The sequence below is a fragment of the Pseudonocardia sp. DxW genome, assembly GCF_058448985.1.
The window spans coordinates 100,818-126,471 of sequence record NZ_JBZFLK010000005.1 but is presented as its reverse complement, the minus strand read 5'-3'; the positions used below and the strand labels follow the sequence as shown (position 1 = coordinate 126,471).

Annotated in this window: 17 protein-coding genes; 3 read left to right on the top strand and 14 right to left on the bottom strand. The window is 76.7% G+C overall.

The window, feature by feature from the left end; translation table 11 throughout:
* Positions 1 to 3: 3 nt before the first annotated feature.
* The 13 genes from ftsZ to mraZ form a co-directional block, all read right to left on the bottom strand.
* The gene (ftsZ, locus tag ACVJO7_RS09515; protein ID WP_491672543.1) at positions 4 to 1,377 is read right to left on the bottom strand and encodes a cell division protein FtsZ; all 1,374 of its coding nucleotides are present in this window, start codon (positions 1,375 to 1,377) and stop codon (positions 4 to 6) included.
* Between the two features lie 317 nt (positions 1,378 to 1,694).
* Positions 1,695 to 2,777, bottom strand: a complete 1,083-nt coding sequence (locus ACVJO7_RS09510) for a cell division protein FtsQ/DivIB (protein WP_491672542.1) — start codon at positions 2,775 to 2,777, stop codon at positions 1,695 to 1,697.
* Between the two features lie 46 nt (positions 2,778 to 2,823).
* The gene (gene murC, locus ACVJO7_RS09505) at positions 2,824 to 4,194 is read right to left on the bottom strand and encodes a UDP-N-acetylmuramate--L-alanine ligase (protein WP_425563585.1); all 1,371 of its coding nucleotides are present in this window, start codon (positions 4,192 to 4,194) and stop codon (positions 2,824 to 2,826) included.
* A gap of 56 nt (positions 4,195 to 4,250) precedes the next feature.
* Positions 4,251 to 5,315: a UDP-N-acetylglucosamine--N-acetylmuramyl-(pentapeptide) pyrophosphoryl-undecaprenol N-acetylglucosamine transferase gene (locus tag ACVJO7_RS09500; protein ID WP_344019341.1), complete on the bottom strand. Its 1,065-nt coding sequence runs from the start codon at positions 5,313 to 5,315 to the stop codon at positions 4,251 to 4,253.
* A 2,580-nt stretch (positions 5,316 to 7,895) separates the two neighbouring features.
* Positions 7,896 to 9,194, bottom strand: coding sequence for a putative lipid II flippase FtsW (gene ftsW, locus ACVJO7_RS09495; RefSeq protein ID WP_491672541.1), 1,299 nt, complete (start codon positions 9,192 to 9,194; stop codon positions 7,896 to 7,898).
* On the bottom strand, positions 9,191 to 10,600 hold the full coding sequence (gene murD, locus ACVJO7_RS09490; protein WP_491672540.1) for a UDP-N-acetylmuramoyl-L-alanine--D-glutamate ligase: 1,410 nt from the start codon (positions 10,598 to 10,600) through the stop codon (positions 9,191 to 9,193). Before murD ends, ftsW begins: the two co-directional genes overlap by 4 nt.
* The gene (gene mraY / locus ACVJO7_RS09485; RefSeq protein ID WP_344018828.1) at positions 10,597 to 11,667 is read right to left on the bottom strand and encodes a phospho-N-acetylmuramoyl-pentapeptide-transferase; all 1,071 of its coding nucleotides are present in this window, start codon (positions 11,665 to 11,667) and stop codon (positions 10,597 to 10,599) included. Before mraY ends, murD begins: the two co-directional genes overlap by 4 nt.
* Positions 11,664 to 13,112, bottom strand: a complete 1,449-nt coding sequence (locus ACVJO7_RS09480; protein ID WP_491672539.1) for a UDP-N-acetylmuramoyl-tripeptide--D-alanyl-D-alanine ligase — start codon at positions 13,110 to 13,112, stop codon at positions 11,664 to 11,666. Before ACVJO7_RS09480 ends, mraY begins: the two co-directional genes overlap by 4 nt.
* Positions 13,113 to 13,167: 55 nt before the next feature.
* Positions 13,168 to 14,778, bottom strand: a complete 1,611-nt coding sequence (locus ACVJO7_RS09475; RefSeq protein WP_491672705.1) for a UDP-N-acetylmuramoyl-L-alanyl-D-glutamate--2,6-diaminopimelate ligase — start codon at positions 14,776 to 14,778, stop codon at positions 13,168 to 13,170.
* 330 nt (positions 14,779 to 15,108) lie between these two features.
* Positions 15,109 to 16,953, bottom strand: coding sequence for a peptidoglycan D,D-transpeptidase FtsI family protein (locus ACVJO7_RS09470; RefSeq protein WP_491672538.1), 1,845 nt, complete (start codon positions 16,951 to 16,953; stop codon positions 15,109 to 15,111).
* Positions 16,953 to 17,657, bottom strand: coding sequence for a cell division protein FtsL (gene ftsL, locus ACVJO7_RS09465; RefSeq protein WP_491672537.1), 705 nt, complete (start codon positions 17,655 to 17,657; stop codon positions 16,953 to 16,955). The genes ACVJO7_RS09470 and ftsL overlap by 1 nt, the downstream gene beginning before the upstream one ends.
* Positions 17,658 to 17,712: 55 nt before the next feature.
* Complete coding sequence (rsmH, locus tag ACVJO7_RS09460; protein WP_491672704.1) at positions 17,713 to 18,693, bottom strand: 16S rRNA (cytosine(1402)-N(4))-methyltransferase RsmH; 981 nt, start codon at positions 18,691 to 18,693, stop codon at positions 17,713 to 17,715.
* Positions 18,694 to 19,086: 393 nt separating this feature from the next.
* On the bottom strand, positions 19,087 to 19,518 hold the full coding sequence (gene mraZ / locus ACVJO7_RS09455) for a division/cell wall cluster transcriptional repressor MraZ (protein WP_344019334.1): 432 nt from the start codon (positions 19,516 to 19,518) through the stop codon (positions 19,087 to 19,089).
* A 605-nt stretch (positions 19,519 to 20,123) separates the two neighbouring features.
* Between mraZ and ACVJO7_RS09450 the strand changes: the two genes are divergently transcribed.
* Genes ACVJO7_RS09450 through ACVJO7_RS09440 form a run of 3 tightly spaced genes read left to right on the top strand, consistent with a single transcriptional unit; the run spans position 20,124 to position 24,842 of the window.
* Positions 20,124 to 21,134 carry an AAA family ATPase gene (locus ACVJO7_RS09450; RefSeq protein WP_491672536.1) on the top strand — a complete coding sequence of 337 codons (1,011 nt, stop codon included), beginning with the start codon at positions 20,124 to 20,126 and terminating at the stop codon, positions 21,132 to 21,134.
* A 1-nt stretch (position 21,135) separates the two neighbouring features.
* A complete protein-coding gene (locus ACVJO7_RS09445; protein WP_491672535.1) occupies positions 21,136 to 22,545 on the top strand; it encodes a DUF58 domain-containing protein in 1,410 nt (469 codons plus the stop codon).
* Positions 22,542 to 24,842: a transglutaminase TgpA family protein gene (locus ACVJO7_RS09440; RefSeq protein WP_491672534.1), complete on the top strand. Its 2,301-nt coding sequence runs from the start codon at positions 22,542 to 22,544 to the stop codon at positions 24,840 to 24,842. The genes ACVJO7_RS09445 and ACVJO7_RS09440 overlap by 4 nt, the downstream gene beginning before the upstream one ends.
* A 225-nt stretch (positions 24,843 to 25,067) precedes the next feature.
* Here the strand turns inward: ACVJO7_RS09440 and ACVJO7_RS09435 are convergent, their stop codons facing one another.
* The gene (locus ACVJO7_RS09435) at positions 25,068 to 25,475 is read right to left on the bottom strand and encodes an SCO2097 family morphological protein (RefSeq protein ID WP_344018813.1); all 408 of its coding nucleotides are present in this window, start codon (positions 25,473 to 25,475) and stop codon (positions 25,068 to 25,070) included.
* Between the last annotated feature and the right edge of the window lie 179 nt (positions 25,476 to 25,654).

Sequence of the window (25,654 nt, the reverse complement as noted above, 5' to 3'; positions counted from 1 at the left end):
CGGTCAGCGCCGCATGAACGGCGGGACGTCCACCTCGTCCTCGACCGGATCGGCCGGGCGGGCCGCCGGGGCGGAACCGTTGCCGGAGGCGGACGGCGCCGGGTGGTGCTCGGTGCCGGCCGGGGACTCCGCACGCAGGTCCGGCTGCCGCGGCGCGGGCGCGGTGGGCTGCGCGGGCGGCAGCACGCCGGTCCGCTCCGGCGACGACGGCACCGAGGCCGGCAGGTCCGGCGTGGTGGCCTGCGCGCTGCCGGCACCCGAGCCGTACCCGGTCGGGTTGTTCTGCTGCGGTGCCTGCTGCGCGGGCTGGGCCTGCTGAGCCTGCTGGGCCTGGGTCTGGGTCTGGGACCGGCCCGTGCCGGCCGCCGGCTCGGACGCCTTCTGGGTGCCGCGGCTGAACACGGCCGGTTCCAGCTTCTTGTGGGTCGGGGTCCCGCCCTCGAAGCCGGCCGCTATCACGGTGACCCGCACCTCGTCGCCGAGCGAGTCGTCGATGACGGTGCCGAAGATGATGTTGGCCTCGGGGTGCGCCGCCTCCTGGACCAGCGACGCGGCCTCGTGGATCTCGAACAGACCCAGGTCGGAGCCGCCCGCGATGGACAGCAGCACGCCCTGCGCGCCGTCCATCGACGCCTCGAGCAGCGGGGAGTTGATGGCCTTCTCGGCGGCCTGCACCGCCCGGCCCTCACCGCGCGCGGACCCTATTCCCATCAGCGCCGAGCCCGCGCCGGACATCACCGACTTGACGTCGGCGAAGTCCAGGTTGATCAGCCCCGGGGTGGTGATCAGGTTGGTGATCCCCTGCACGCCGGAGAGCAGCACCTCGTCGGCGGAGCGGAAGGCGTCCATCAGCGAGACGCCGACGTCGCCGAGCTGCAGCAGCCGGTCGTTCGGGATGACGATCAGGGTGTCGCACTCGTTGCGGAGCGCCTGGATGCCGTCCTCGGCCTGACCGGCGCGACGGCGGCCCTCGAAGGTGAACGGGCGGGTGACGACGCCGATCGTCAGGGCTCCGAGCTTCCGGGCGATCGAGGCGACGACCGGTGCGCCACCGGTGCCGGTGCCGCCGCCCTCGCCCGCGGTGACGAAGACCATGTCGGCCCCCTTGAGGACCTCCTCGATCTCCTCGGCGTGGTCCTCGGCGGCCTTGCCGCCGACGTCGGGGTTCGCGCCGGCGCCGAGCCCGCGGGTGAGCTCGCGGCCGATGTCGAGCTTCACGTCGGCGTCCGACATCAGGAGGGCCTGGGCGTCGGTGTTCACCGCGATGAACTCGACCCCCTTGAGGCCGACCTCGATCATGCGGTTGACGGCGTTCACGCCGCCGCCACCGATGCCGACGACCTTGATCACGGCCAGGTAGTTGTGCGGGGGCGTCATGCGCGGCACCTTCCAGTCGCTCGGGGGTCCGGTCCAGCTCCGGGTGCCCCGGGCCTTCGGGCGAAACGCTAGGTCGCTTCCCCGGCCCGGGTCCAGCAGGCGCGCCGCGCGCCGACAACACCCCGCCCGGGTGGTTCACCGTTCCGGTCACGTGAAACGCGCTCAGTCGCCGGCCGGTGACCCTACGCCGACCCCGCCCTCGGTACGGAAGGGATCGCGCCGAGGTTGGCCCGCACGGGCCCGGCGGCCGGGGTCCGGCCGGGCGTGGCGCGAGGGCCGTTCGGGTGGCATCGCGGCACGTTCGTGCGCGGGCCGGTTCACCGGCGGACCGTGACCAGGGCCGGGCTGGACACGTCGTAGACCGAGCCCTCCCGTTCGAGCAGCGGCCCGAGCACCTCGGCCCGCTGCGCGGTGGCGGCGGTGTCCGACCACGGTCCCCACAGCACCCGCCTGCCCTCGGTCAGTCCCAGCTCGAAGGTGCTCCCGCCGGCCCCGAGGGACAGCGTCTCCACCTGATCGCGCACCGGTTCCGGGAGGGCGCGCAGGGCGCCGACGGCGGCCAGGGTCGCCGGGTCCTCCGGGCCGACGGACGGCAGCTGCAGCCGGGGCAGCCGCAGGTCCGGCGGTGCCTCCCGGTAGACGAAGCCGGTCACGTCGACGAGCTGCAGCCCGTCCGGGGTCTCGACGAGCGCGGCCGGGGTGCGTTCGGTCACGGTCACCGACAGGGTGTCCGGCCAGATCCGGCCGACGTCGACGCTCGCGACGCCGGGGATCGCCGACACCCGCGCGGCGACGGCGCCGGTGTCGACCGCGGCGAGCGGGACACCGGTGCCGACGTCGGCGGCGGCCTCGACGTCGTGCACCGGGATCTGCCGGGTGCCGGTCACCTCGACCGCGGACACCGGCGGCCCGAAGCTGCCGAGCGCCCACCAGACCGCGGCGGAGAGCCCGATCAGCACCACCAGCACGGTGGCGGCCAGCGCGACCAGGCGCCGGCGGCGGTGCCGCGGGTCGGCGGCGCGCTCCCGCGCGGTCGTCCGTGCCGCGGTCCGTGCCGCGGTCCGTTCGCGGGCCGTCCCGCCGGTGTCCCGGGGGGCGGCACGGTCAGCCGTCCCCCGGCCGGCGCGGCCCGGGTCGCGGGTCCCGGCGGCGTCCGGGGTGGCGGCGTCGTCGTCGGTCTGCACGGCGGTGGCCGGGCGCGCCGGGTCCCGCTCGCCGGCCCGGTCGGCCCGGCGCGGCCGCCCGGTCTCCCCGGTGTCCGCCGAGCCTGCGGACCGCTCGGCCGCGCGGCGTTCCCGGATCCGGCGGGCCCGCTCGGCCGCCTGCCGTTCCTGCTCCGGGGTGCGACGTGCGGTGCCGCCGGGCCCGGTGCGTGCGCCGGTCTCGTCGCCCCTGCTCATCGCGCCCCCTCGGCGGTCGTCGGTGCCGGGTGCGCCCGGCATCCGGTCATTCCCGGTCGCCCCCGGCGAGCTCGCGCAGGATCTCCGGGCCGAGCGCCGTGACGTCCCCGGCCCCCATCGTGATCACGGTGTCGCCGTCGACGGCGAGCGCGGCGACGGCCGCCGGCGTCTGCTCCCACGACGGGGCGCGGTGCACCCGCTCGGCGGGCAGCCGCACCTCGTCGGTGATCAGTGCCGGACCGACCCCGGGTTCGGGGTCCTCCCGGGCACCGTAGACGTCGAGCACCACGACCTCGTCCGCGAGCGACAGCGACTCGCCGAACTCACGCGCGAACAGCCGGGTCCGGGAGTAGAGGTGCGGCTGGAAGGCGACGAGCACCCGGCCGCGCCTGCCGTGCACGGTCGGTGCGGACTCGCGGGCGGCGCGCAGGGTCGCCGCGACCTCGGTGGGGTGGTGGGCGTAGTCGTCGTAGACGGAGACGCCGCGGACCCGGCCCTTGAACTCGTACCGGCGCTGCACCCCGCCGAACCCGGCGAGCCCGTCGAGCAGGGTCTCCGGGTCGGCACCGGTCTCCCCCGCGGCCAGGTAGGCGCCGAGCGCGTTGAGCGCCATGTGCTCGCCGGGCACGCTCAGCCGCAGCTCCCGTTCGGCGCCGGCGTGCCGGAACAGCGACCGCGAGCCGGTGCCGTCGGGGGTGAAGTCGAGCAGCCGGGCGTCCAGCGCCCCCGGTGCGGACCGGCCGTAGCGCAGCACCCGGATCCCGGCCCGCTCGGCGGCGGCGGCGACCGTCTCGGCGCCGGGGTCGTCGGCGCAGGTGACCAGCACGGCGCCGGGCACCAGCCGGTCGAGGAACCGCTCGAACACCGCGTAGTAGGTCTGCGCGTCGCCGTGGTGGTCCAGGTGGTCCGGCTCGACGTTGGTGACGACCGCGACCGACGGTGCGAACGCGGTGAAGGAGCCGTCGCTCTCGTCGGCCTCGACGACGAACACCTCGCCGCTCCCGTGGTGCGCGCCGCTGCCGGAGATCGACAGGTCACCACCGATCGCGAAGGACGGATCGGCGCCGGAGTGCTGCAGCGCGACGGTGACCATCGACGTCGTCGACGTCTTGCCGTGGGTCCCGGCGATCGCGATCAGCCTGCGGCCCTCGGTGAGCGCCGCGAGCGCGACCGCCCGGTGCACGACGGGCAGTCCCTGCTCGCGCGCGGCGGCGAGCTCGGGATTGGTCTCCCGGATGGCGGTGGAGACGACGACCGTCGGTGCGTCCTCGCCGTCGTGCCGCAGGTGGGCGGCGTCGTGGCCGACCTCGACCCGCGCACCGAGCGCGCGCAGCGCGGTGACGGTGCGGGACTCGCGGGCGTCGGAGCCGGACACCGCCGTCCCGCGGGCCAGCAGGATGCGGGCGATGCCGCTCATCCCGGCACCCCCGATGCCGATCAGGTGCACGTGCGTTCCGAGCGGGCTCGGGGTGTTCACCGGCGGGCCACCTCCATCACGATCCGGGCGAGCTTCTCGTCGGCCTCGCCGTGGCCGGCCGCCCTGGCCCGGCGGCCCATGGCGAGCGCCAGGTCCGGGTCGGTGAGCATCGGCATCAGCTCGTCGACGGCGCGCGCGCCGTTCATCTCCTCGTCGGGCACCAGCTTGCCGCCGCCGGCCTGGACGACCGGGCGGGCGTTGAGCGCCTGTTCCCCGTTGCCGTGCGGGAGCGGGACGTACACGGCGGGCAGCCCGACCGCGGTCAGCTCGGCGACCGTCGTCATCCCGGACCGGCCGAGGACGACGTCGGCCGCAGCGTAGGCCAGGTCCATCCGCTCGATGTAGGGCGTCGGGAAGTAGCCGGGCCGCGGATCGGCCGGGGTCCCGTTGCGCCCGTAGGCGTGCAGCACCGAGATCCCGCGTTCGGTGAAGGCGGGCAGCGACTCGGCGATGGCGTCGTTGAGCGTGCGGGCGCCCTGTGAGCCGCCGAAGACCAGCAGCAGCGGGGCGTGCGGCGGCACGTTGAAGTAGGTACGTGCCTCGGGCCGCAGCGCGGCGCGGTCGAGCGTGGTGATCGAACGGCGCAGCGGCATGCCGACGACCTGCTCGTGTGCCAGCCCGGTGCCGGGTACGGCGGTGGCGACGGCGGCGGCGAACCGGGCACCGACCTTGTTCGCCAGCCCGGCGCGCGCGTTCGCCTCGTGCACGACGATCGGCACCCGGCCGCGGGCGCCGAGGTAGGCGGGCAGCGAGACGAACCCGCCGAAGCCGACGACGACGTCGGCCTGCACCGCGTCCAGCACCTCGCGGACCCGGCGGACGGCGCCCCGGACGTTGCCGGGCAGCTTCAGCAGGTCGGCGGTGGGCTTGCGGGGCAGCGGCACCGGCGGGATCAGCTCGAGCGGGTAGCCGCGGGCCGGGATGAGCTGGGTGTCCAGTCCCTTCTCGGTGCCGAGCGCGGTGACCCGGGCGCCGGGGACGAGCCTGCGGATCGCGTCGGCGACGGCCAGCGCCGGCTCGATGTGCCCGGCGGAGCCGCCGCCGGCGACGACCACGGACAGCGCGCCGGGCGCCGGGGGCGGGAGCTGCTCACCGGCGGGACGGGTGGTGGCGGGCGGGAAGGCACGGGTGCCCTCGGGGCCGCCGGCGTTGCCCGGGTTGCCCGGGTTGCCCGGGTTGCCCGGACTTCCGGGGTTGCCGGGGTGCCCCGGGTTGCCGGGGTGACCGCCGCCGGGGGCTGCGGGGCCGGGGTTGCCCGGAGCCGCGGGGTTCCCCGGACCGCCGGGATGACCCGGACCGGCCGGGCTGCCCGGTGCGCCGGGGGTGCCGGGCTCGGCGAGGCCCGCGGGCTGTCCCGCCGCCGGGCGGGCGTCGGGCCGGGTCGGGAACACCGGCTGGCCCGGGCCACCGTCCGCCGGGGCCTGGCCGAGCTGGGCAGGGTGGACCGGCTGGTCCGGGAGACCGGGCGCGACGCCCTGGCCCGGGTGCTGGACGAAACGGCCCGGCTCCGATGCACGGCCCGGGTCGGTCCGCCCGGCACCGGGCGGGCCCTGCGGCGGCTGCCCGGCGCCGGACGGGCCCTGCTGGGGCTGGCCGGCATCGGGGCGGTTCGGAGCACCGCCCGGCCGCCCGCCGAACGGCGGCTGCGCGCCGCCGGGCCGCTGGCCGCCCGGCGACGGCAGGGCACCGGGCGGCTGCGGGCCGCCGGGGGGCTGCGGGCCGCCACGCCGTGCCGCACCGTCGAAGGACTGCGGCATCCCGGCCGACCGGCCGGGCTGCGCCGGGCCGCCCGGACGGTGCCCCACCGGGCCACCGGACGGCGGCTGCTGCCCGCCCGGGCGGGCCCCGGGTCCCGGGCCGGCCGACGGGACGGCGCCGCGCGGACCGGACGCGGACAGCGCGGCACCGCTCTGCGGGCCGGTCCCGGAGACGCCGCTCGGCCGGCCCGGGCGGGACGGCCCGTTGCCGGTGCCGTTGCCGGGGCGTCCCGCGCCGTGCTGGTCGCCCGCGGACGACCCGGCGACGTCGCGGCCGCCGGGAACCGGGTTACCCGCCGGCGGGGTGCCGGCGTCCTGCGGCGCACCGCTCGGCGGGGTCGCGACCGGGTCGTCGGTACGGGACGCGGGACCGTTCCCGGGATTCTGGGCAGGGTGCTGTCCCGGGTTCCGGTTGCCGGGTGTCCCCGGTGCCCGGCCGGGGGCACCGGCGGCACCCGGACCGCCGGGGGCACCGGGTCCCTGCGCTCCGGTGCGGCCGGCGCCGGGACGCTCCGGTCCGCGGGCACGCGGTCCGGCCGGCGTGAACAGTCCGCCGGGCGGCATCGCACCGGGCGGGGTCGGCCCGGGCCGGTGGGGGCCGGGCCGCTGCCCGGCGTCGCCGCGCGGCGGGCGCGCGCCGTCCGGCCGCTCCGGCTCGTCGGCGCGGGCGGCGCCGTTGCGCGGGACGCCGTTGCGCGGGCTCCCGTTGGCCCGGCCACCCGGGCCGGGGGCCTCCCCCTGGCCCGGCCTGAACGGCGGCCGGCCGCCGTGGGTGTGCGGGTCCCATCCGGTGGAGGGCAGCCGGCTGGGGCCGCGGACGCCCCCGGTGTCCGGCGGCTGCGTCCCCGGCCCGCCCGACGCGGCACCCGAACCGGAGCCGGCGGCGGTACCCGGAGCAGACCCGTGAGCGGAGCCGGACGCAGTCCCCGGAGCAGAACCGGGAGCCGAGCCAGAAGCGGTGCCCGCAGCATCGGACGCGGTGCCCGAAGCAGCGCCCGCGGCAGTGCCATCAGCAGCGCCCGCGGCAGTGCCATCAGCAGAACCAGCGACACCGCCCGGATCAGCGCCCGCGGCGGAGCCGGACGCAGGACCCGGAGCGGAGCCTGTGGCTGGTTCGGACGCAGCGCCCGCGGCAGTGCCCGAGACGGAGTCCCCAACGGTGCCCGACCCACTGCCCGAACCGACGCCGGACGCCGAGCCCGCGGCACGCTCGGGCGCCGCGCCTGCAGCGCCCCCGGACGCGGCACTCCCGGCGGAATCGTGGGCCGGACCCTCGGCGGCGCCGGATGCGGAACCCTCGGCCGCCTGCCCACCTGCGGGCGCCACCGGGTCCGCGGACCCGGGCTCCGCCTGCGGGGAGCCGGTACCCGGGGCGGCGAACCCCTCCCGGGCGCCCGGGCCCATCGGGGCGGGTCCACCGGCGGGCGGCGCGGCCGGGCCACCGGGCTCCCCCGCGCCCCCGTCCGGCCGGGACCCGGTCGCCTCCGGTGCGTCCGGGACGATCTCGAACGCCGCCGTCGGACCGGCGGGTTCCGGGCCGGGCGCGCCGGCGCCGGTCCGCCGCTCGGGGCCGGACACCTCCAGCCGGACGGTCCGCCGCTCCCCCGGCGACGGCCGGGACGGACCGGGACGGCCCGGGTCGTCCGGCCGTCCGAACAGCACTCCGTCCGGCTCGACCGGCCCGGTCTGCGCCGGGCGTCCCATCGTCGGCCGCCGGGGCGGGCCGTCGGCGGCGCCCGGGGCGGCCGGGTCGGCGCCGTGGCCGTCCCGGCCCGCGCCGGGTCCGCCGGTGCCGCGGTTACCGCCGGTGTGATCCGTGCCCGTCACGCTCTCGTGCCCCTCGCGTCGTCCGACTTCATCTGCTCCCGGCCCGCAGGAGCGTTCTCATCGTGCCGCCCACCGTGACGACGGCCCCGGCGCCCGGTAGGGCTCCGGCAACGGCAGCCGCAGCAGCTTCGCCACCCGGCCCTGCCCGTCCTTGCGGAGGGCCGCGACGGCCTCCGGTTCGTGCCGGGCGGCGTTGGTGAGCAGCCCGAACAGGAACATGGTCACCACCAGCGAGGTCCCGCCGGAGGAGATCAGCGGCAGCTGCAGCCCGGTCACCGGGAGCAGCCCCACGACGTATCCGATGTTGATGGCGGCCTGGACCACCAGGCCGGTGGTCGAGGTGGCCACGACGATCCGCAGCCACGGGTCGGTGTTGCGGGCCGCGATCCGCATCCCGGTGTAGGCCAGGGTCGCGAACAGTGCCAGCACCGCGAACGCGCCGACCAGGCCGAGCTCCTCGCCGATGATCGCGAAGATGAAGTCGTTGTGCGCGTTCGGCAGGTAGTCCCACTTGGCCCGGCCCTGGCCGAGGCCGACCCCGAGCAGCCTGCCGTCGGCGAGCGCGTAGAGCGCCTGCGTCGCCTGGTAGGCGGGGCCCAGCGGATCGGCGGTGGCCGGTGAGAGGAACGCGGTGATCCGGCTCGCCCGGTAGCCCGCGGTCAGCCCGAGGATCACCGCGCCGGCCAGCCCGCCGCCGGCGATCAGCGCGAGCAGCTTGACCGGGGCGCCGCCGAAGTAGAGCAGCGCCAGCATCACGATGCCGATCGAGATGGTCATGCCCAGGTCGGGCTGCAGCACGAGCAGCGTGAAGACCAGCAGGGTGACCGGGACGACCGGGTTCAGCGCGTGCTTCCAGCGGTGCATCACCGCCCGCCGGGCGACCAGCACGTGCGCACCCCACAGCGTCAGCGCGATCTTGATGGCCTCGGACGGCTGCAGCGACACCGGCCCGATCGCGAACCAGGAGCGGGCGCCGCCGCGGACCACGCCGATCCCCGGGATCAGCACCGCGACCAGCGCGAGGATGCCGACGATCAGCAGCACCGGCGCGGCCGAGCGCAGCGTCGCCGGCCGGACCCGCAGGCCGACGTAGAACAGCACCAGGCCGACCGCGCAGAACATGAGCTGCCGGGTGAACACCGAGTACGACGAGCCGCCGGCCGACACCGCGGACGCCGACAGCACCATGACCAGGCCGAACAGCGTGAGCAGGCCGAAGACGCCGAGGATCAGGTGCAGCGAGGTGAGCGGGCGGCGCAGCCAGCGCCGCAACCGGCGCGAGCCGCCGCGGATCCCGCTGACCAGGGCCGCGCCCGCGGTCCGGCGCGGCCCGGAGCGCGGTACCGCCGGGCTCACCGGCCACCGTCCAGCGCGGCGACGGCCGCCGCGAACGCCGCACCGCGGTGCGCGTAGTCGCGGAACTGGTCCATCGAGGCTGCTGCCGGAGCGAGCAGCACGACGTCGCCCGGACGGGCGATCGCGGCCGCCCGCCGGACCGCCTCGGGCATCGGATCCGGCTGGTCGGAGGGCACCATGACCCCATCGTGACGCTGTCCGACCTCCACGACCGGGAGATCAGGGGTGTGTCGCGCAAGGGTCTCGACGATCGGCGCCCGGTCCGTCCCGATCACGACGATCCCGGCCAGCTGCGCCGCCCGCGCCGCGGCGAGCTCGCCGAGCGCGTCCGGTGCGACCCCCTTGAGCAGCCCGCCGACCACCCAGACCGTGCGCGCGCCCGGGCGGCGGGCGGCGATCGCGGCCAGCGCCGCCGCGGCCGCGTGCGGGTTGGTGGCCTTCGAGTCGTCGAGGTAGTCGACCCCGGCGTGCGTCCCGACCGGGGCACTGCGGTGCGGGCCCGGGGTGAACGACGCGAGCGCCCGCCCGATCGGCCCGGTGCCGACCCCGTAGGCCCTGGCCAGCGCGGCCGCGGCGAGCGCGTCGGTGATCCCGGGCGGGCCGGGCGGCACGACGGCGTCGGCGGCGACCAGCTCCCCGCCGCCGAACGCGCGATCGACCAGCATCCCGCCGGACACGCCCAGCTGGTCGGGGCCCGGCTCGTCGAGGGTCACCCCGATCCGGCGGGCCGCCGGTGCGGCGGCCAGCAGCCGGGCGGCCACCGGATCGTCCACCCCGGCGACGGCGACGTCCCCGACCAGCGCGACGGCCTTCGCCGCGGCGTAGCCGGCCGCCCCGCCGTGCCAGTCGAGATGGTCCTCGGCGACGTTCAGCACCACCCCGGCCAGCGGGCGGACCGACGGCGACCAGTGCAGTTGGAAGCTGGACAGCTCGACGGCGAGCACCTCGTGGCCCGCGGCGACCGCGCTCACCACGGGATAGCCGATGTTGCCGCAGGCGACCGCGTCCAGCCCGGCGGTGTGCAGGACGGCGGCGAGCATCTCGGTGGTGGTCGTCTTGCCGTTGGTGCCGGTGACCACCAGCCAGGCCGGCGGCTTGCCGGTCAGCTCGCCGAGCCGCCAGGCCAGCTCCGGCTCGCCGATCACCTCGGCGCCGGCCGCGGCGGCCTCGGCGACCAGCGGGTGGTCCGGGCGCCGGCCGGGTGAGGTGACCACGATGCGCACGCCGTCCGGCAGGCCGGGCCCGGCCCAGGCGCGCACGCCGTCGGGCAGCCCGGCCAGCGCCGCGGGGCGGTCGTCGGAGACGAACACCGGGGAACCGGCGTCGCGCAGCGCCACCGCGGCGGCCAGCCCGGACACGCCGGCCCCGGCGACGAGCACCGGACCGCCGGCCGCCGGCTCGCTCACGCCGAACCCGATGCGGCGAGCCACTCGCTGTAGAAGATCCCCAGCCCCATCGCCGCGCAGATCGCGGCGAGCAGCCAGAACCGGATGATGACGGTCGTCTCGGCCCAGCCGGCCAGCTCGAAGTGGTGGTGGAACGGCGCCATCCGGAACAGCCGCCGGCGCGAGGTTCGGAACACCAGGATCTGCAGCGACACAGACAGCGCCTCGACCACGAACACCCCACCGATGACGACCAGCAGCAGCTCGGTGCGGGTCACGATGGACAGCCCGGCGAGCAGCCCGCCCAGCGCCAGCGAGCCGGTGTCGCCCATGAAGATCCGGGCCGGTGCGGCGTTCCACCAGAGGAAGCCGATGCAGCCGCCCATCGCGGCCGCGGCGACCAGGCCGACGTCGAGCGGGTCGCGCACCTCGTAGCAGCCTGCGGACGCGGCGATCGCGCAGCTGTTGCGGAACTGCCAGAAGGCGATGATCACGTAGGTGCCGAGCACCATCGCGGCGGTGCCCGCGGCCAGGCCGTCCAGCCCGTCGGTCAGGTTCACCGCGTTCGACCAGGCTGCGACGATCAGGTTGCACAGCAGCACGAACCCGACCACGCCGAAGCTCAGCACGGTGATGTCCCGGACGAACGACAGGCTCTCCGAGGCCGGGGTCAGGTTCCGCTCGTTGGCGAACCGGACGGCCAGGATGCCGAAGATCGTCGCGGTGAGGACCTGTCCGACGATCTTCGACGTCTTGTTGAGGCCGAGGTTGCGCTGGCGGCGGATCTTGAGGAAGTCGTCGATGAACCCGACCAGGCCCAGCGCGGTGGTCAGGAACAGCACCAGCAGCGCGGACGCGGTGATCGGTTCCCGGGTGAAGGCGTGCGAGCCCAGGTAGCCGACCCAGATGGCGATCAGGATCGCGACGCCGCCCATCGTCGGCGTGCCGCGCTTGGACTGGTGGCTCTGCGGGCCGTCCTCGCGGATCTCCTGGCCGAAGCCCTGCTTGGCGAAGAACCGGATCAGGTACGGGGTCAGCAGGATGGACACCGCGAGCGCGAGGCCCGCGGCCAGGAAGACGCCCCTCACCGGCGCACCAGCCCGTCGGTCGCCAGCAACCCGGCGGCGACCCGCTCCAGCCCGGCGCTGCGGGACGCCTTCACCAGCACCACGTCGCCGGGCTCGATCTCGGCGCGCAGCAGGGCCAGCGCGGCCCCGACGTCGTCGACGTGCTCGGCGTCCGGGCCGTAGTCGGGGGCGCCGACCGCGACCACCCGGCGCACGCCGGTGTCCCGGGCGCGCCGGGCCGCCGCGGCGTGCTCCCCGGCCGCGCCGTCGCCGATCTCGGCCATCGGGCCGAGCACCGCCCAGGCCCGGCGGTCGGTCCCGGCGATCGAGGTCAGCGCGGAGATCGCGGCGGCCATCGCCTCCGGGTTGGCGTTGTAGGCGTCGTTGACGACGGTGACGCCGTCGGCCCGGTCGGTGACCTCCATCCGCCAGCGCGACGCCGGGGTGGCCGCCGACAGCGCGGCGGCGGCCTGCTCCGGGGTACCGCCAAGCTCCAGCGCGACGGCCGCCGCGGCCAGCGCGTTGGCGACCTGGTGCCCGCCGACCAGCTGCAGCCGGACCTGCGCCGACCCGGCCGGGGTGACCAGCCGGAACGACGCCCGCCCGGCGTCCAGGACGACCTGCTCGGCCCGCACGTCCGCGGCCGCGGAGCGGCCGAACAGCACCACCCGGGCGGAGGTGCGGTCGCGCATCGCGGCGACCGCGTCGTCGTCGGCGTTCAGCACGGCGACGCCGCCGCGGTCACCCGGCAGGTCGCCCGGCGGCAGCGCCTCGACCAGCTCGCCCTTCGCCCGGGCGATCCCGGCCCGCGAGCCGAACTCGCCCAGGTGCGCGGATCCGACGTTGAGCACCACCCCGATCCGGGGCGGGGCGACCGCGCAGAGCGCGGCGATGTGCCCGGTGCCGCGGGCCGAGAACTCCAGAACCAGGTGCCGGGTCGCGGCGTCGGCGCGCAGCGCGGTCCACGGGGTGCCGAGCTCGTTGTTGAACGACTCCGGCGGGGCGACGGTGCGGCCCAGCGGCGCCAGCACCGCCGCGATGAGGTCCTTGGTGGAGGTCTTCCCGGCGCTGCCGGTGACCCCGACGACGGCGAGCCCGGGCAGCGCGCCGAGCACGTGCCGGGCGAGCCTTCCGAGCCCGGCGAGCACCGCCGCGCCGTGCCCGTCCGGGTCGACCGCGCCCAGGTAGGTGTGCGCGTCGCGGGCGGCGGCGGGCGGCACGACGACGGCGGGCGCGTCGACCTCGCGGCCGGCGAGCACGCTCGCGCCGCGGGCCGCCGCGGCGGCGGCGAAGTCGTGACCGTCGGCCCGCTCCCCGGGCAGCGCCAGGAACAGCCCGCCCGGCCCGACCACCCGCGAGTCGAACTCGACCGCGGTCACCGTGGTCGCCGCGGCATCCGCCTCGGTCAGCCGGTGCAGCCTGCCGCCGGTCACCGCGGCGACCTCGGCCAGCGTCATCTCGATCATCGCCCGCTCGTCTCCACCGGCTCGGTCCGTCCTCCTGTCATGGCACCCGACGTCGTCACGAGGCCGCCCGGATCGCGGCGACCAGCTCGTCGGCGTCGTCGAACGGGTACTTGACCCCGTGCACCTCCTGGCCCGTCTCGTGCCCCTTCCCGGCGATCACCACCGCGTCGCCGGGGCGGGCCGAGCGCACGGCGTAGACGATCGCACTCCGCCGGTCGCCGATCTCGATCACGTCCCCCCGGGCGGGCTCGTGGGCCGCGCCGTCGAGCATCGCCCGCCGGATCGCGGCCGGGTCCTCGCTGCGCGGGTTGTCGTCGGTGATCACCAGCAGATCGGACCGGATCGCCGCGGCGGCCCCCATCAGCGGCCGCTTGCCGGTGTCCCGGTCGCCGCCGCAGCCGAGCACCGTCAGCACCCGGGCGTGCGGCTTGAGCTGCGCGCGGAGCGCGTCGAGCAGCGCGGCGACGGCGGCCGGCTTGTGCGCGTAGTCCACCACGGCCAGCCACGGCTGCCCGGCGTCCACCCGCTGCATCCGGCCGGGCACCGACAGCTGCGCGAAGCCCTCCGCGGTGACCTGCGGCGGGATCCCGTCGGCGTCCAGGCAGGCCAGCGCGACCAGCGCGTTCGCCACGTTGTACCGGCCGGGCAGGGCGAGCGTCACCGGCTGGGCGAGGCCGCCGGGGCCGATCGCGGTGAAGGTCTGGGTGCCGTCCGGGTGGGCGGCGAGATCGCGCACTGTCCAGGTGGCGTGCGGGCCGTCGTCGGCCGCGCTGACGGTGACCGCCTCCGGCCGTCGGGCGGCCAGCCGGCGGCCCCACTCGTCGTCGATGCAGACGACGCCGTGCCGGGCCGGCTCCACACCGGCTCCACCGCCGACGAGCAGCCGGGCCTTGGCCTCGAAGTAGTCGGCCATCGTCGGGTGGAAGTCCAGGTGGTCCTGGGAGAGGTTGGTGAAGGCACCGGCGGCGAACCGGGTGCCGCCGACGCGGCCCAGCGCCAGCGCGTGGCTGGACACCTCCATCGCGACGTCGGTGACGCCCGCCTCCACCATCACCGCGAACAGGGCCTGCAGGTCCGGGGCCTCCGGCGTGGTGAAGGCGCTGGGCAGCGCCCGCGGCTCGTGCCCGGGCACCCGCACCCGGGTGCGGACGGTGCCGAGCAGCCCGCTGGCCCGGCCGGCGGCGGCCAGTCCGGCCTCCAGCAGGTGCCCGACGGTGGTCTTGCCCGAGGTGCCGGTGACGCCCAGCACCCGCAGCCGGGCGGTCGGCTCGCCGTACACGGCGGCCGACACCGGGCCGAGCACCTCGCGCGGGTCCGGGTGCACCAGGACGGGCAGCCGGGAGTGCCGGATCTCGGGCCGGTCGGCGCCCGCCGGATCGGTCAGGACGGCGGCGGCGCCCGCCGCGATCGCCTGCGCGGCGAAGTCGGCGCCGTGCGCCCGCGCGCCCGGCAGCGCGGCGAACAGGTCGCCGGGCCGCACCGACGCGGCGCGCAGCGTCACCCCGGTGACAGTGTGCGGGTCGGCCGCGGCGTCGAGCAGCGGGCCGGGGCCAGCTCCGGCGGTGCGCGGGTTGAGCTCGGCTCCGGCCAGCCGCCCGAGCAGGGCGACGTCGACCGGGCGCACCGTCGCCGGGCGGTCCGGGAGCGAACCGGGGTGCCCGCTCATCGACGGGATCCCGGTGTCGACGTTCCCGGCCGGGGAGGCGTACGCAGCGTGGACGTCGGGCACAGCGCGGGAGGTTACCGACCGCCGGGGGTCGCCCTCCGGCCGGATCCGGGGGTCGCGACCGCTCACGGGCCGGTCCGCGCCGGACGGCGGGACGAGCGCCGTCGCGGGCCCGGACGGCAGGCCGGATACGCCCGTCCGGCGCAGGCATCCGGCCGGTCGACGGGCAGCGTCCCGCTCATCCCGTGACGGCCGCGGCCGGCCGGGCGGACGGACGGCCGCCGGGACCGCCGGGCGCTGCCGGCCGGGTCCCGGCCGCCCGGGCGGCGCTCACGGCAGCTGCAGGGTCTGCACCCGCGGCGGCTCGCTCTGCACCGGGATCCGGTCCCGCTGGGCCAGGTAGGAGGCGATGTCGTGGAACAGCGGTGCCGCGCTGGTGCCGCCGCGGGGGGCGTCGAGCATGATCCCGACCACGAACCGCGGATCCTGCGCCGGGAGCATCCCGGCGAAGGTGATCCAGTACTGGGAGCGCGAGTAGGCGCCGGTCTCCGGGTCGACCTGCTGCGCGGTGCCGGTCTTGCCTGCCACCTCGTACCCGGCGACGGCCGCTGCCGGGCCGGTCCCGGCCTGCCCTCGCTCGTTCTGGGTGACGGCGGTGAGCATCGTGCGCAGGGTCTGCGCATTCTCCGGGGACATCACCCGCACCGGCTCGGGCGCCTCGGTGGGCACCCGGACGCCGTCCGGTCCCTCGGTGGCCGCGACCACCCGCGGCGGCACCCGGAGGCCGTCGTTCGCGATCGCCTGGTACATCCCGGCCATCTGCAGCACGGTCATCGACAGGCCCTGCCCGATCGGCAGGTTGCCGAAGGTGGAGCCGGACCAGGTCGCGCGCGGCGGGACCGAGCCCGCGCTCTCACCGGGCAGCCCGACGCCGGTCCGCTGCCCGACCCCCATCCGGGTGAGCATGTCGGAGAACGCGTCCTCGCCGACCTTCTGGGCGGTCATCAGGGTGCCGACGTTCGACGACTTCGCCAGCACGCCGGTGAGCGTGTAGCGCTCGACGCCGTGCGCCCAGGCGTCCCGGATGGTGCGGTCGGCGACCTGGATCTGACCGGGTACCTCCAGCACGTCCTCCGGTCGCACGACGCCCGCCTCGAGCGCGGCCGCCATCGCGACCACCTTGTTCACCGAGCCGGGTTCGAACGGCGTGGTGACGCCCTTGTTGCCCAGCGTCGCCGGGTCGGCCTCCAGCAGGTTCCCCGGGTCGAACGAGGTGTTGTCGGCCAGTGCCAGCACCTCGCCGGTCTCCCGGTCCAGCACGACCGCCGAGCCGCTGCGGGCACCGGACTCGGCGGCGTAGCCGGCCAGCATCCGCTGCACCTGGAACTGCAGGTCCGAGTCGATCGTGAGCTGCACGTCGGAGCCGGACACGGCGGGCTGCTCGGACCGCACGCTGCCCGGGATGACGGTGCGGCTGCCCTCGGCGGTGTCGGCGATCTGGAAGCCGTCCCGGCCGGCCAGCAGGTCGTCGTCGGCGGACTCCAGGCCGATCCGGCCGATCAGCTTCTGGGCGTCGGCACTCCAGGTGGCCGCACCGATGATGTTCGACGCGAGGTTCCCGCCGGGGTACTGGCGGGCCTCCCGGCTCTCCTCGGCGATCTCCGGGAACCGCTCGCGCAGCTCGCGGGCCGGGGCCGGGTCGACCGCGGTGGCCAGCACGATGTAGCCGCGGTCGCGGGCCAGCGCCCGCCGCAGCTCCTCGGGATCGCCGCCGGTGACCCCGGCGACCGCGTCGGCCATCGCGTTCTTGTAGTCGACGGCCTCGGCGCCCCGGGTCCGGTTGATCAGCCTCGGGTTGGTGACGAGTGCCTTCGACTCGGTGGAGAACGCGAGGACGTTGCCGTCCCGGTCGGTGATCGAGCCGCGCTCGGCCGGGATGACGATCCGGCTGGCGCGCTGCTTCTCCGCGTCGGCCGTCAGCGAGCCGGCCTGGACGGTCTGCACCACCACCAGCTTCGCGCCGGAGACCAGCAGCAGCGCGGCGAGCAGCACCCAGGCGAGCCGGAGCCGGAAACGCGGGTCGTCGGCGGCCGAACGCCTGCGCCGGGGCGGGCCGCCGCGGGGCGGCCCACCGCCGTACCCGGGGCGGCGGCCCCGGGGTGGTGCGTAGGTCATCAGTCCTGACCGCCCGCCGCACGGGCGTCGGCCGGGACCTCGCGCTCGGCTCCCTCCTGCCGGTCGATGTCGGCGCCGGCCGCGGCGGCCGCGTCGCCGCCCTCGGCCTCCGGGTCGGAGGTGCCGCCGCCGGGCACGGCCGGCGGCTGGGCCGCCTCCGGTGCGGCCGGATCGGCGGGCGCGGCCGGGTCGCCGGGTGCGGCCGGGTCCGGGGCAGGCGGGGCGGGCGGGGCGACGGGCGCCGCGGCCCGGGGCTCGCCGACCACCTCGACCTGCCCGTCCGGCCCGACGACCAGCCGGGCCGGGTCGGACACCGGGACCATGCCCTGGGCGGCGGCGCGCTCGGCCAGCGAGCCGGGGCTCTGCAGCACCGTCACCTCCTTGCGGAGGGCCTCGGAGCGCTCGGTCAGCGCGGCGGTCTGCTGCCGCGCCTCCTGCAGCCGGTAGGAGTCGGCGGCCGCCGCGGTGGACAGCCACAGCGTGGCGATCAGGCCGACCGCCAGCAGCACCATCACGACCAGCACGAACTTCGCGCGGCCGGTGTTCTCCCTGGCCACGGCGCGGGTGCGGCGCTGCTCCTGGGCCCGCCGGTTCTCCCCCGGACCGCGCTGTGCCGGGATCCGGGGCGGCGCCGCCGCCCGGCGGGTCTGCGGACGTGGCCGGGTGCCGGGTGTCCCCGGGCGATCGATGACGGGTGTGCTCATCGGTTCCTGCCTCTCCGCCGTGCCCTGCCGCTGGTAGTGCCCGTCGTGACGGTGGTCATGACGCCACCCGTTCCGCTGCCCGCAGCCGCACCGGGGCGGCCCGCGGGTTGCGCGCGATCTCGGTGTCGGTCGCCGTCTCCGAGCCGCGGGTCAGCAGCCGGAACTCCGGCTCGTGCCCGGGCAGCTCGACCGGCAGGTCGAGCGGGGTGCGCGACCGGGTGCGCTCGGCGAGTGCCCGCTTGGTCATCCGGTCCTCCAGCGAGTGGTAGGACAGCACGACGATCCGGCCGCCCGGCGCGAGCGCGTCGAGGGCGGCGGGCAGCGCGCCGCGCAGTGCGTCCAGCTCGGCGTTCACCTCGATCCGCAACGCCTGGAAGGTCCGCTTCGCCGGATGCCCGCCGGTCCGGCGGGAGGCGGCCGGGACGACCGCGTAGAGCAGCTCGACCAGCTCGGCGCTGCGGGTGAACGGGGTGGTCGCGCGGTTGCGCACGATCGCGTTCGCGATCGGCCCGGCGAACCGCTCCTCGCCGTACTCGCGCAGGATCCGGCGCAGCTCGGGCGCGGAGTAGCTGTTGAGGACGTCGGCGGCGGTCGGCCCGGTCGTCGGGTCCATCCGCATGTCGAGATCGGCGTCGCGGGAGTAGGAGAACCCGCGGGCGGTCTCGTCGAGCTGCAGCGAGGAGACGCCGAGATCGAACAGGATGCCCTGCACGCCGTCGATACCGAGCTCGGCGAGCACCTCGCCGATCCGGTCGTACACGGCGTGCACCGGGCGGAACCGGTCGGCGAAGGCGGTGAGCCGCCTGCCCGCGATCTCCAGGGCCTGCGGGTCCCGGTCGAGGCCGACCAGGGTGAGCTGCGGGTACGCGGCGAGCAGGGCCGCGGCGTGGCCGCCCATGCCGAGGGTGGCGTCCACGTGCACGGCGCCGGATCCCGCGAGCGCGGGACCGAGGAGCTCGCTGACGCGGTCGAGGAGGACCGGGACGTGCCGCTCGCCGGGCGCGGGCCCATCAGGGTCGTTCGCGCCGTCGTGGATCGCGCCGTCACCGTCGTCGGGAGTACCTGCCACGTCCCACCCCCGAGTCGTGCGTGCCGTTCGTCCCCCGTGGCCGTCCGGTCTGCCGGTTCCGGTCCCGGCCCGGTCGGGCCGGAACCGGTCGGACCAGTCCCTGGGTGCACCGCTCGCGCCGGTTCCCACAACCGGCCTGCGATGCGCCTGTGGACAACGGCCGCCATCCCGCCACCCGAACTCCCCAGTCGGGGTGGGCGCCGGCGCCGTCCCCACCCGGGGGCCGTGCCGGTGAGGACCTGGCACCGGGGAAGGTGTGCCAGGGCCGCCGATCACGGCACCCGGGTCGGGACGGCGACGGTGATGCCGTCCGTCGTGTTGCATGCGATGCCGTTCCTCTCCCCCGCCCGCCAGCGGGGGTCAGAACAGCCCGGGCAGAACCTCCTCCTGCGCCTTCGCGAACTCGTTCTCGTGCTGCTCCTGGTACTCCTGCCAGGCCTGCGCGTCCCAGATCTCGGCGCGCGTGAACGCGCCGATCACCACGCAGTCCTTGGTCAGTCCGGCGTACCGGCGCAGCTCGGACGTGATCGCGATCCGGCCCTGGCCGTCGGGGTTCTGCTCGTCGGTGCCCGAGAAGAGGTTCCGCTGGAAGACCCGCGCCGACTCGTTGGTCAGCGGCGCCGCGGCGATCTTGCGTGCCATCTCGGTGAAGGCGTCACGGGTGAACACGTAGAGGCAGTGGTCCTGCCCTTTCGTGATCATGCAGCCGCCTCGCAACTCGTCGCGGAATTTCGCGGGCAGCGTGAGCCGCCCCTTGTCGTCCAGCTTCGGGGTGTAGGTGCCGAGGAACACCGACCCCACCTCCACCTGGGGCACCTGTTCGCCCCAGCGATCACCACACTACCCCACAACCACCCACCGTCAACCCGAGATGATTCCCGCACCTCCTGTTCATCGGCCGTTTTCGCAGGTGAGAGTCGGTGGGGGGTGGTGGGGAGCCACCCGGTAGCGCGACCCCGGAGCGGCCGTGGAGGCCCCGGGCAGCCGGATCGGGCACTCCGCTCCCCCACCGGCGTCGTCGCAGGTCGGAGGGGTTGCGGCGGGTCCGGTGCGGGCAGCCGGTGGGGAACGGTGGGGCGGCCGGTGGGAGCGGGTGGGGACGCCGGTGGGGAGTGGTGGGGCGGCCGGTGGGAGCGGGTGGGGCGGCGGGCGGGAGGCCGGTGGGGAGGCGGCCCCGGCGTTCGACCGGACCCCGCCCGCACCGCCGTCCGGAGCAGTACCGCGCCGGATTCGATGGCCCGTCCGGCCGCAGCACGGCGGCCGGACGGCGGCGGCCGATCACGATCGGGCGACGTTTGACAGACTGGCCGTGCCCCGTCATCCCTTGAGGAGGCCCGTTGTCCTCGAGCGCACCCTCTGCGCCGTCCGTGCCGTCCGTCCCGTCCCCGCAGCCCGGGATGCCGGGCCGACGCGCGGAACCGACGGGCGCCACCCCCGGGTACGGCGCGGACCAGCTCGACGTCGGCGCGGTCGCCGAGGTCGCGGGCCGGATCGCCGGAACCGTCGGCCGGGTGATCGTCGGCAAGCCCGAGGCGATCCGGCTCGCGCTGGTCGCGATGCTCGCCGAGGGCCACCTGCTCGTCGAGGACGTGCCCGGCGTCGGCAAGACCTCGCTGGCGAAGGCGCTCGCCCGCTCCGTCGACGGCGCCGTGAGCCGCATCCAGTTCACCCCGGACCTGCTCCCCGGCGACATCACCGGCACCTCGATCTACAACCGGCAGACCTCGGAGTTCGAGTTCCGACCCGGCCCGGTCTTCGCGAACGTCGTGATCGCCGACGAGATCAACCGGGCCTCGCCGAAGACCCAGTCCGCGCTGCTCGAGTGCATGGCCGAGCACCAGGTCACCGCCGACGGCGGCACCTACCCGCTCGGCGACCCGTTCCTGGTCGTCGCCACCCAGAACCCGGTCGAGATGGACGGCACCTACCCGCTGCCCGAGGCCCAGCGCGACCGGTTCACCATCCGGATCAGCGTCGGCTACCCGGACCCGGCCGCGGAGCTCGCCATGCTCGACGAGCACGGCACCGACGAGCCGCTGGAGCGGATGCGGCCGGTCACCGACCTGCACACGCTGCGGTCGATGGTCGCCACCACCCGCGCCCTGCACACCGCGGCCGAGGTCCGCCGGTACTGCGTGGAGATCGTCGGCGCGACCCGGCGGCTGCCCGAGGTGCGGCTCGGCGCGTCGCCGCGCGCGACGCTGCACCTGCTGCGCGCCGCCCGGGCGTGGGCGGCCACCGCCGGGCGCGGCTACGTCGTCCCGGACGACGTCCAGGCGGTCGCCGTGCCGGTGCTGGCGCACCGGCTGATCCTCGGCCCGGAGGGGGTCGCCGCCCGCCGTTCGACCGCCGATCTGGTGCGCGGCGCGCTGGGCCGGGTCGCGGTGCCCTCCCCGCCGCGGAGCTGACGTGACGGTGTCCTCCGGGGCCGGCCGGTCCGCCCCGGCCCGCCCGCCGGTGGGGCAGGCCGCCGTGCCCGCCGCCCGCGACGCCGCCCCCGGCGAGCGCGCGGACCCGACCCCCGGCCCGCTCGCCGACCGGCCCGGCACCGCCCGCCGGGAGCGGCCCGCCGGGCTGACGGTGCGCGGCCGCAGCCTGCTCGCCGGCGGACTGGCGATGGTCGTCTGCGCGGTCGTCCTCGACGAGCGCGACCTGGTGCGGGTCGGCGCGTTCGTCGTGCTGCTGCCGCTGCTCGCGCTGCTCGTCGCGCTCCGGTCCCGGCGCACGCTGCAGGTCACCCGCACCCTGGAGCCGTCCCGGATCCAGGCGGGCGAGGCGGGCACCGCGCTGCTCCGGATCGCCGGCGGATCGCTGCTGGGCTCGCTCCGGATCGCCGACACCGTGCCGGACGCGGCGGGCCCCTCGGACCGCTATCCCCCGCGCTTCACCGTGCACCGGCTCGGCCGCCGCGGCGCCCGGGTCGGCTACCCGCTGCGGCCCGCGGTCCGCGGCGCCTACCGGATCGGTCCGCTGCGCGGGCGCGGCACCGACGCGCTCGGCCTCGCCGAGTTCCGGCACGACGTGCTCGCCGCCGACCGCTGGCTGGTGCTGCCCCGGGTCACCCCGCTCACCGGGCGGCCCGCGCTGACCTCCACCGCGGCCGGGCGGGGCGCCGAGGGCGGCAGCCGGCCGGGCGCGGGCACCCCGGACGTGCTGATCCGGCCGTACCGGCAGGGCGACGAGCTGCGACGGGTGCACTGGCGCTCCAGTGCCCGGCGCGACGAGCTGATGGTCCGGCTCGACGACCGGCCGGACCCGACCGGCGTGACGCTGCTGCTCGACCGGCGCGACGCCGCGCACCGCGGGCACGGCGCACGGTGCAGCCTGGAGTGGGCGGTCGAGTTCACCGCCAGCGTCGCCGTGCACCTGCTGCGCCGGGGCGAGGCCGTCACCCTGGTCGACGAGTCCGGCACCCGGCTCGACGACGGCGGCGGCATCCTGGACGCGGTCTCCGGCGAGGACGCCGTCCCGCAGCGCCTCGAGACGCTGGCCGTGCTCCGGCCGTCGGCGACCGCCGCGCTGGGCGGCGCCCCCGATCCGGGCACCGGGCAGCCGGACGGTGTGCTCGCCGTGCTCGGTGCCACCGCACCACAGGACGTCACCGCGCTGGTCGCGGCCTGGCCGCGGGGCGGCCACGCGATCCTGCTCGACGTCGACGACTGGTCCTCCGGCACCTCCCCCGGCCGGCCCGCCGCGCTCGCCGCCGCCGCCCTGCGCCGGGCCGGCTGGCAGTCCACCGTGGTGTCCGGCGGGACGACCGTGCAGCGTGCCTGGGCCGACGCCTGCGGCACGCAGACCGCGCCCGGCGGGATCCGGTGAGCGCCCCCGCGACGCTCCCGCCGCCGGCGCCCGCCACGGCGCCGGGCGGGCAGCCCACCCCGCCCGGGAGCGCCCTGCTGGGGCCGGTGGCGTCCGCGCTGGCGGTGCTGCTCGCCGGATCGGCCACCGGCGCCGTCGTGCAGGGGTTCGGCTGGCTCGGGTACGCGGCGCTCGCGGTCGCGGTGACCGCCGCCACCGGTGGCCTGCTGCTCGCGGTCCGGCCTGCCCTCGCCGCACCGGGTCAGCTCCTCGCGCTGGTGCTGCTGGGCACCGGCCTGTTCACCGGCAGCGGCGTGCTCGGCGTACTGCCCGGCCCGGCCGCGCTGGGCGAGCTGGCCGCGCTGCTCGGCGGCGCGGGCGCCCAGATCGACACCGGGCTCCCGCCGGTCGCCGCGACGCCGGAGATCCTGTTGCTGGTCACGCTCGGGTTCGGTGCGCTGACGATCGCGGTGTTCGGGCTCGCGGTGACCATCGGCGCGCCCGCCGCGGCCGGGGTGCCGCTGCTCGTCGTGTTCGCGGTGCCGGTCGCGCTGCAGTCCGAGCTGCTGCCGTGGTGGTCGCTGGTCGCCGCGGCCGCCGGGTTCGGCATGCTGCTGCTCCTGCGGCCGGAGCGGTTGCGGCAGGCGCCGGCCGGTGCCGCGGTGGTCGCCGTCGCGGTCGCCGGGGCGCTGCTCGCCGGTGCCGCGGCGACCGCCGTCGGCACCGCCGGGCGGTTCGACGCGGCCGGGGGCGCCGGGGCGGGCGCCGGCGCCGACGGGTCGATCGGGCTGAGCCCGTTCACCTCGCTGCGCGGCCAGCTGACCCGCAGCGAGCCGCGCGAGCTGTTCCGGGTCCGCGGCATGGACGATCCGGCCTACCTGCGCGCGCTGACCCTGCAGACCTACGTCCCGCAGGAGGGCTGGACCGCCGGCCGGCCGCAGCCCGGCATCCCGCTGACCGGGCCGCTCCCGCCGTCCACCTCGGGGCCCGCCGCCGAGCAGACGGTCCAGGTGGACAACCTCGGGTTCCGCGACTACTGGCTGCCGGTGTTCGGGGACCCGACGGCGATCGACGTCGGCCCGGAGGGCTGGGCCTACGACGCCTCGGGCGGCATCGCCTACAGCGAACGGCCGCGCGAGGAGGAGGGCTGGTCGCAGTCGATGCGGCTGCCCGAGCCCTCCGCCGAGCAGCTGCGCGGCGCGTCCGGCCCGGTCACCGTGGACCGCGCCTACCTCGACACCGAGGGCGTCGATCCGCGGGTGGTGCAGATCGCGCGGGACGTGACCGCGAGCGCCACCAACCCGTTCGACCGGGCGATGGCGATCGAGAACCACTTCACCGGCCCGGACTCCCCGTTCACCTACAGCCTGGCGACCGCGCCCGGTGCCGGCGACGACGCCCTGGTCGACTTCCTGACCGTCGGACGGACCGGGTACTGCGAGCAGTACGCCTCGGCGATGGCGGTGATGCTGCGGGCCGTCGACGTGCCGGCCCGGGTGGCGGTCGGGTTCACCGCGGGCACCGACGGGCCGGACGGCCGGACGATCTCCACCGAGAACGCGCACGCCTGGGTCGAGGCCTGGTTCCCCGGCTACGGCTGGATGACGTTCGACCCGACACCGCTGGCCGACGGGCAGACCATCGAACCCGGCTACGTCCAGCAGGCCCAGGAGCAGGACGGCGGGGTGCCCGCGCAGGAGCAGCCGGCGCCGGAGCCCGCCCCGGCGCCCCCGGCGGACGGCGGGGACGCCGCGCCGGAGCCGCCGGCCCCCGCCGAGGGGCAGCCCGCGACGACCGCCGGTGACGGGTCGCCGTGGGTCACGCTGGTCGTCGTCGCGGCGCTGGTGGCCGGTCTGGTGCTGCTCGCGCTGACCCCCGGCTTGTGGCGGCGACGGCAGTACGTCCGCCGGGCCGGGCTGGCCCGCGCCGGTGGGACGGGTGCGGCCGCGGCGGCCTGGGAGGAGATCCTGGCCGCGTCCCGGGACCACGGGGTGCCCGTCCCGCCGGAGGACACCGTCCGCGCGGCCGCCGCACGGATCACCGAGCGGCACGGTCTGACCGGCCGTCCGGCCGCGGCGCTGGCCGAGCTGGCCGGCCGGGTGGAGGCGAGCTGGTACGGCGGCGTGCTGCCCGGGCCGGAGACCCTCGACGGCCTGGTCGACGAGGTGCGGGCCGCGATCGCCGCCGGTGGCGGCTCGCTGCGCTCCCGGATGCTGCCGCCGTCGGTGGTGCCCTCGGTGTCCTCGATGCCGTCGGCCGGGCGGGGCCGGGCCGGCGCTGCCGACCAGGACGATCCGGTGCCCAGCACCCGGGACTGAACCGGGCCGCCCCGGGGGACGTGCGCCGCTGGTCAGCCCGCGTACGACTCGGCTCCGCGTACGACTCGGCTCCGCGTACGACTCGGCTCCGCGTACGACTCGGCTCCGCGTACGACTCGGCTCCGCGTACGACTCGGCCCCTCAGACGACTCGGCCCTGTACGACGACGGCGGGGCGGGACATCGCGTTGATGTCCCGCCCCGCCGTGATGACGTGGAGGTGGGGTCACTCCTGCTCGAAGCGACGCCGGAAGCGCTCCTCCATCCGACCGGTGAAGCCGCCGTTCTCGCCGCCGGACTTCGGGTCCTTGGGCGCTTCGGCACCTCCCTCGGCCTCGGCGTCCTTACCGCGGGCGCCGATCGAGGTCACCGCGAGCAGTGCACCGCCCAGCATGGCGAGGAATCCGACGACGCTGAGCACCGGGATGTCGCCCAGGTACAGCGCCTGGAACGGAATCCCGGCCACGAGCAGGACGAGGCCCAGCACGAAGACGACGGCCCCCTGGATCCGGCGCCGACGAGCAGGCTTGCTCATCCGGTTGCCGCTCACAGAAGAGGCGAACTTCGGGTCCTCCTGATAGAGGGCCCGTTCGATCTGTTCGAGCAGGCGCTGCTCGTGCTCGGAGAGCGGCATGCCTTCACCTCCGGAACACGAAATCGGACGGTAGGTCGCCCCGATCCGGGCTTCCCGGCCCCGATCGGCACGACGGGCGCCCCACCTGGGCGTCTGGACATAAGAGTACGAGGCGAATCGTGCTGCGACCACCCGGACCGGGCAACCTGCTCGGCTGATCGTCGAGCGGGCGGCACGGC

What these genes read in the sequence shown, in the direction of transcription:
- ftsL (WP_491672537.1), bottom strand. Translation starts at nt 17,657, where the DNA reads ATGAGCACACCCGTCATCGATCGCCCGGGGACACCCGGCACCCGGCCA.
- ACVJO7_RS09450 (WP_491672536.1), top strand. Translation starts at nt 20,124, where the DNA reads ATGCCGGGCCGACGCGCGGAACCGACGGGCGCCACCCCCGGGTACGGC.
- murC (WP_425563585.1), bottom strand. Translation starts at nt 4,194, where the DNA reads ATGAGCGGCATCGCCCGCATCCTGCTGGCCCGCGGGACGGCGGTGTCC.
- ACVJO7_RS09475 (WP_491672705.1), bottom strand. Translation starts at nt 14,778, where the DNA reads ATGAGCGGGCACCCCGGTTCGCTCCCGGACCGCCCGGCGACGGTGCGC.
- ACVJO7_RS09480 (WP_491672539.1), bottom strand. Translation starts at nt 13,112, where the DNA reads ATGATCGAGATGACGCTGGCCGAGGTCGCCGCGGTGACCGGCGGCAGG.
- ACVJO7_RS09470 (WP_491672538.1), bottom strand. Translation starts at nt 16,953, where the DNA reads ATGACCTACGCACCACCCCGGGGCCGCCGCCCCGGGTACGGCGGTGGG.
- ACVJO7_RS09435 (WP_344018813.1), bottom strand. Translation starts at nt 25,475, where the DNA reads ATGCCGCTCTCCGAGCACGAGCAGCGCCTGCTCGAACAGATCGAACGG.
- ACVJO7_RS09510 (WP_491672542.1), bottom strand. Translation starts at nt 2,777, where the DNA reads ATGAGCAGGGGCGACGAGACCGGCGCACGCACCGGGCCCGGCGGCACC.
- ftsZ (WP_491672543.1), bottom strand. Translation starts at nt 1,377, where the DNA reads ATGACGCCCCCGCACAACTACCTGGCCGTGATCAAGGTCGTCGGCATC.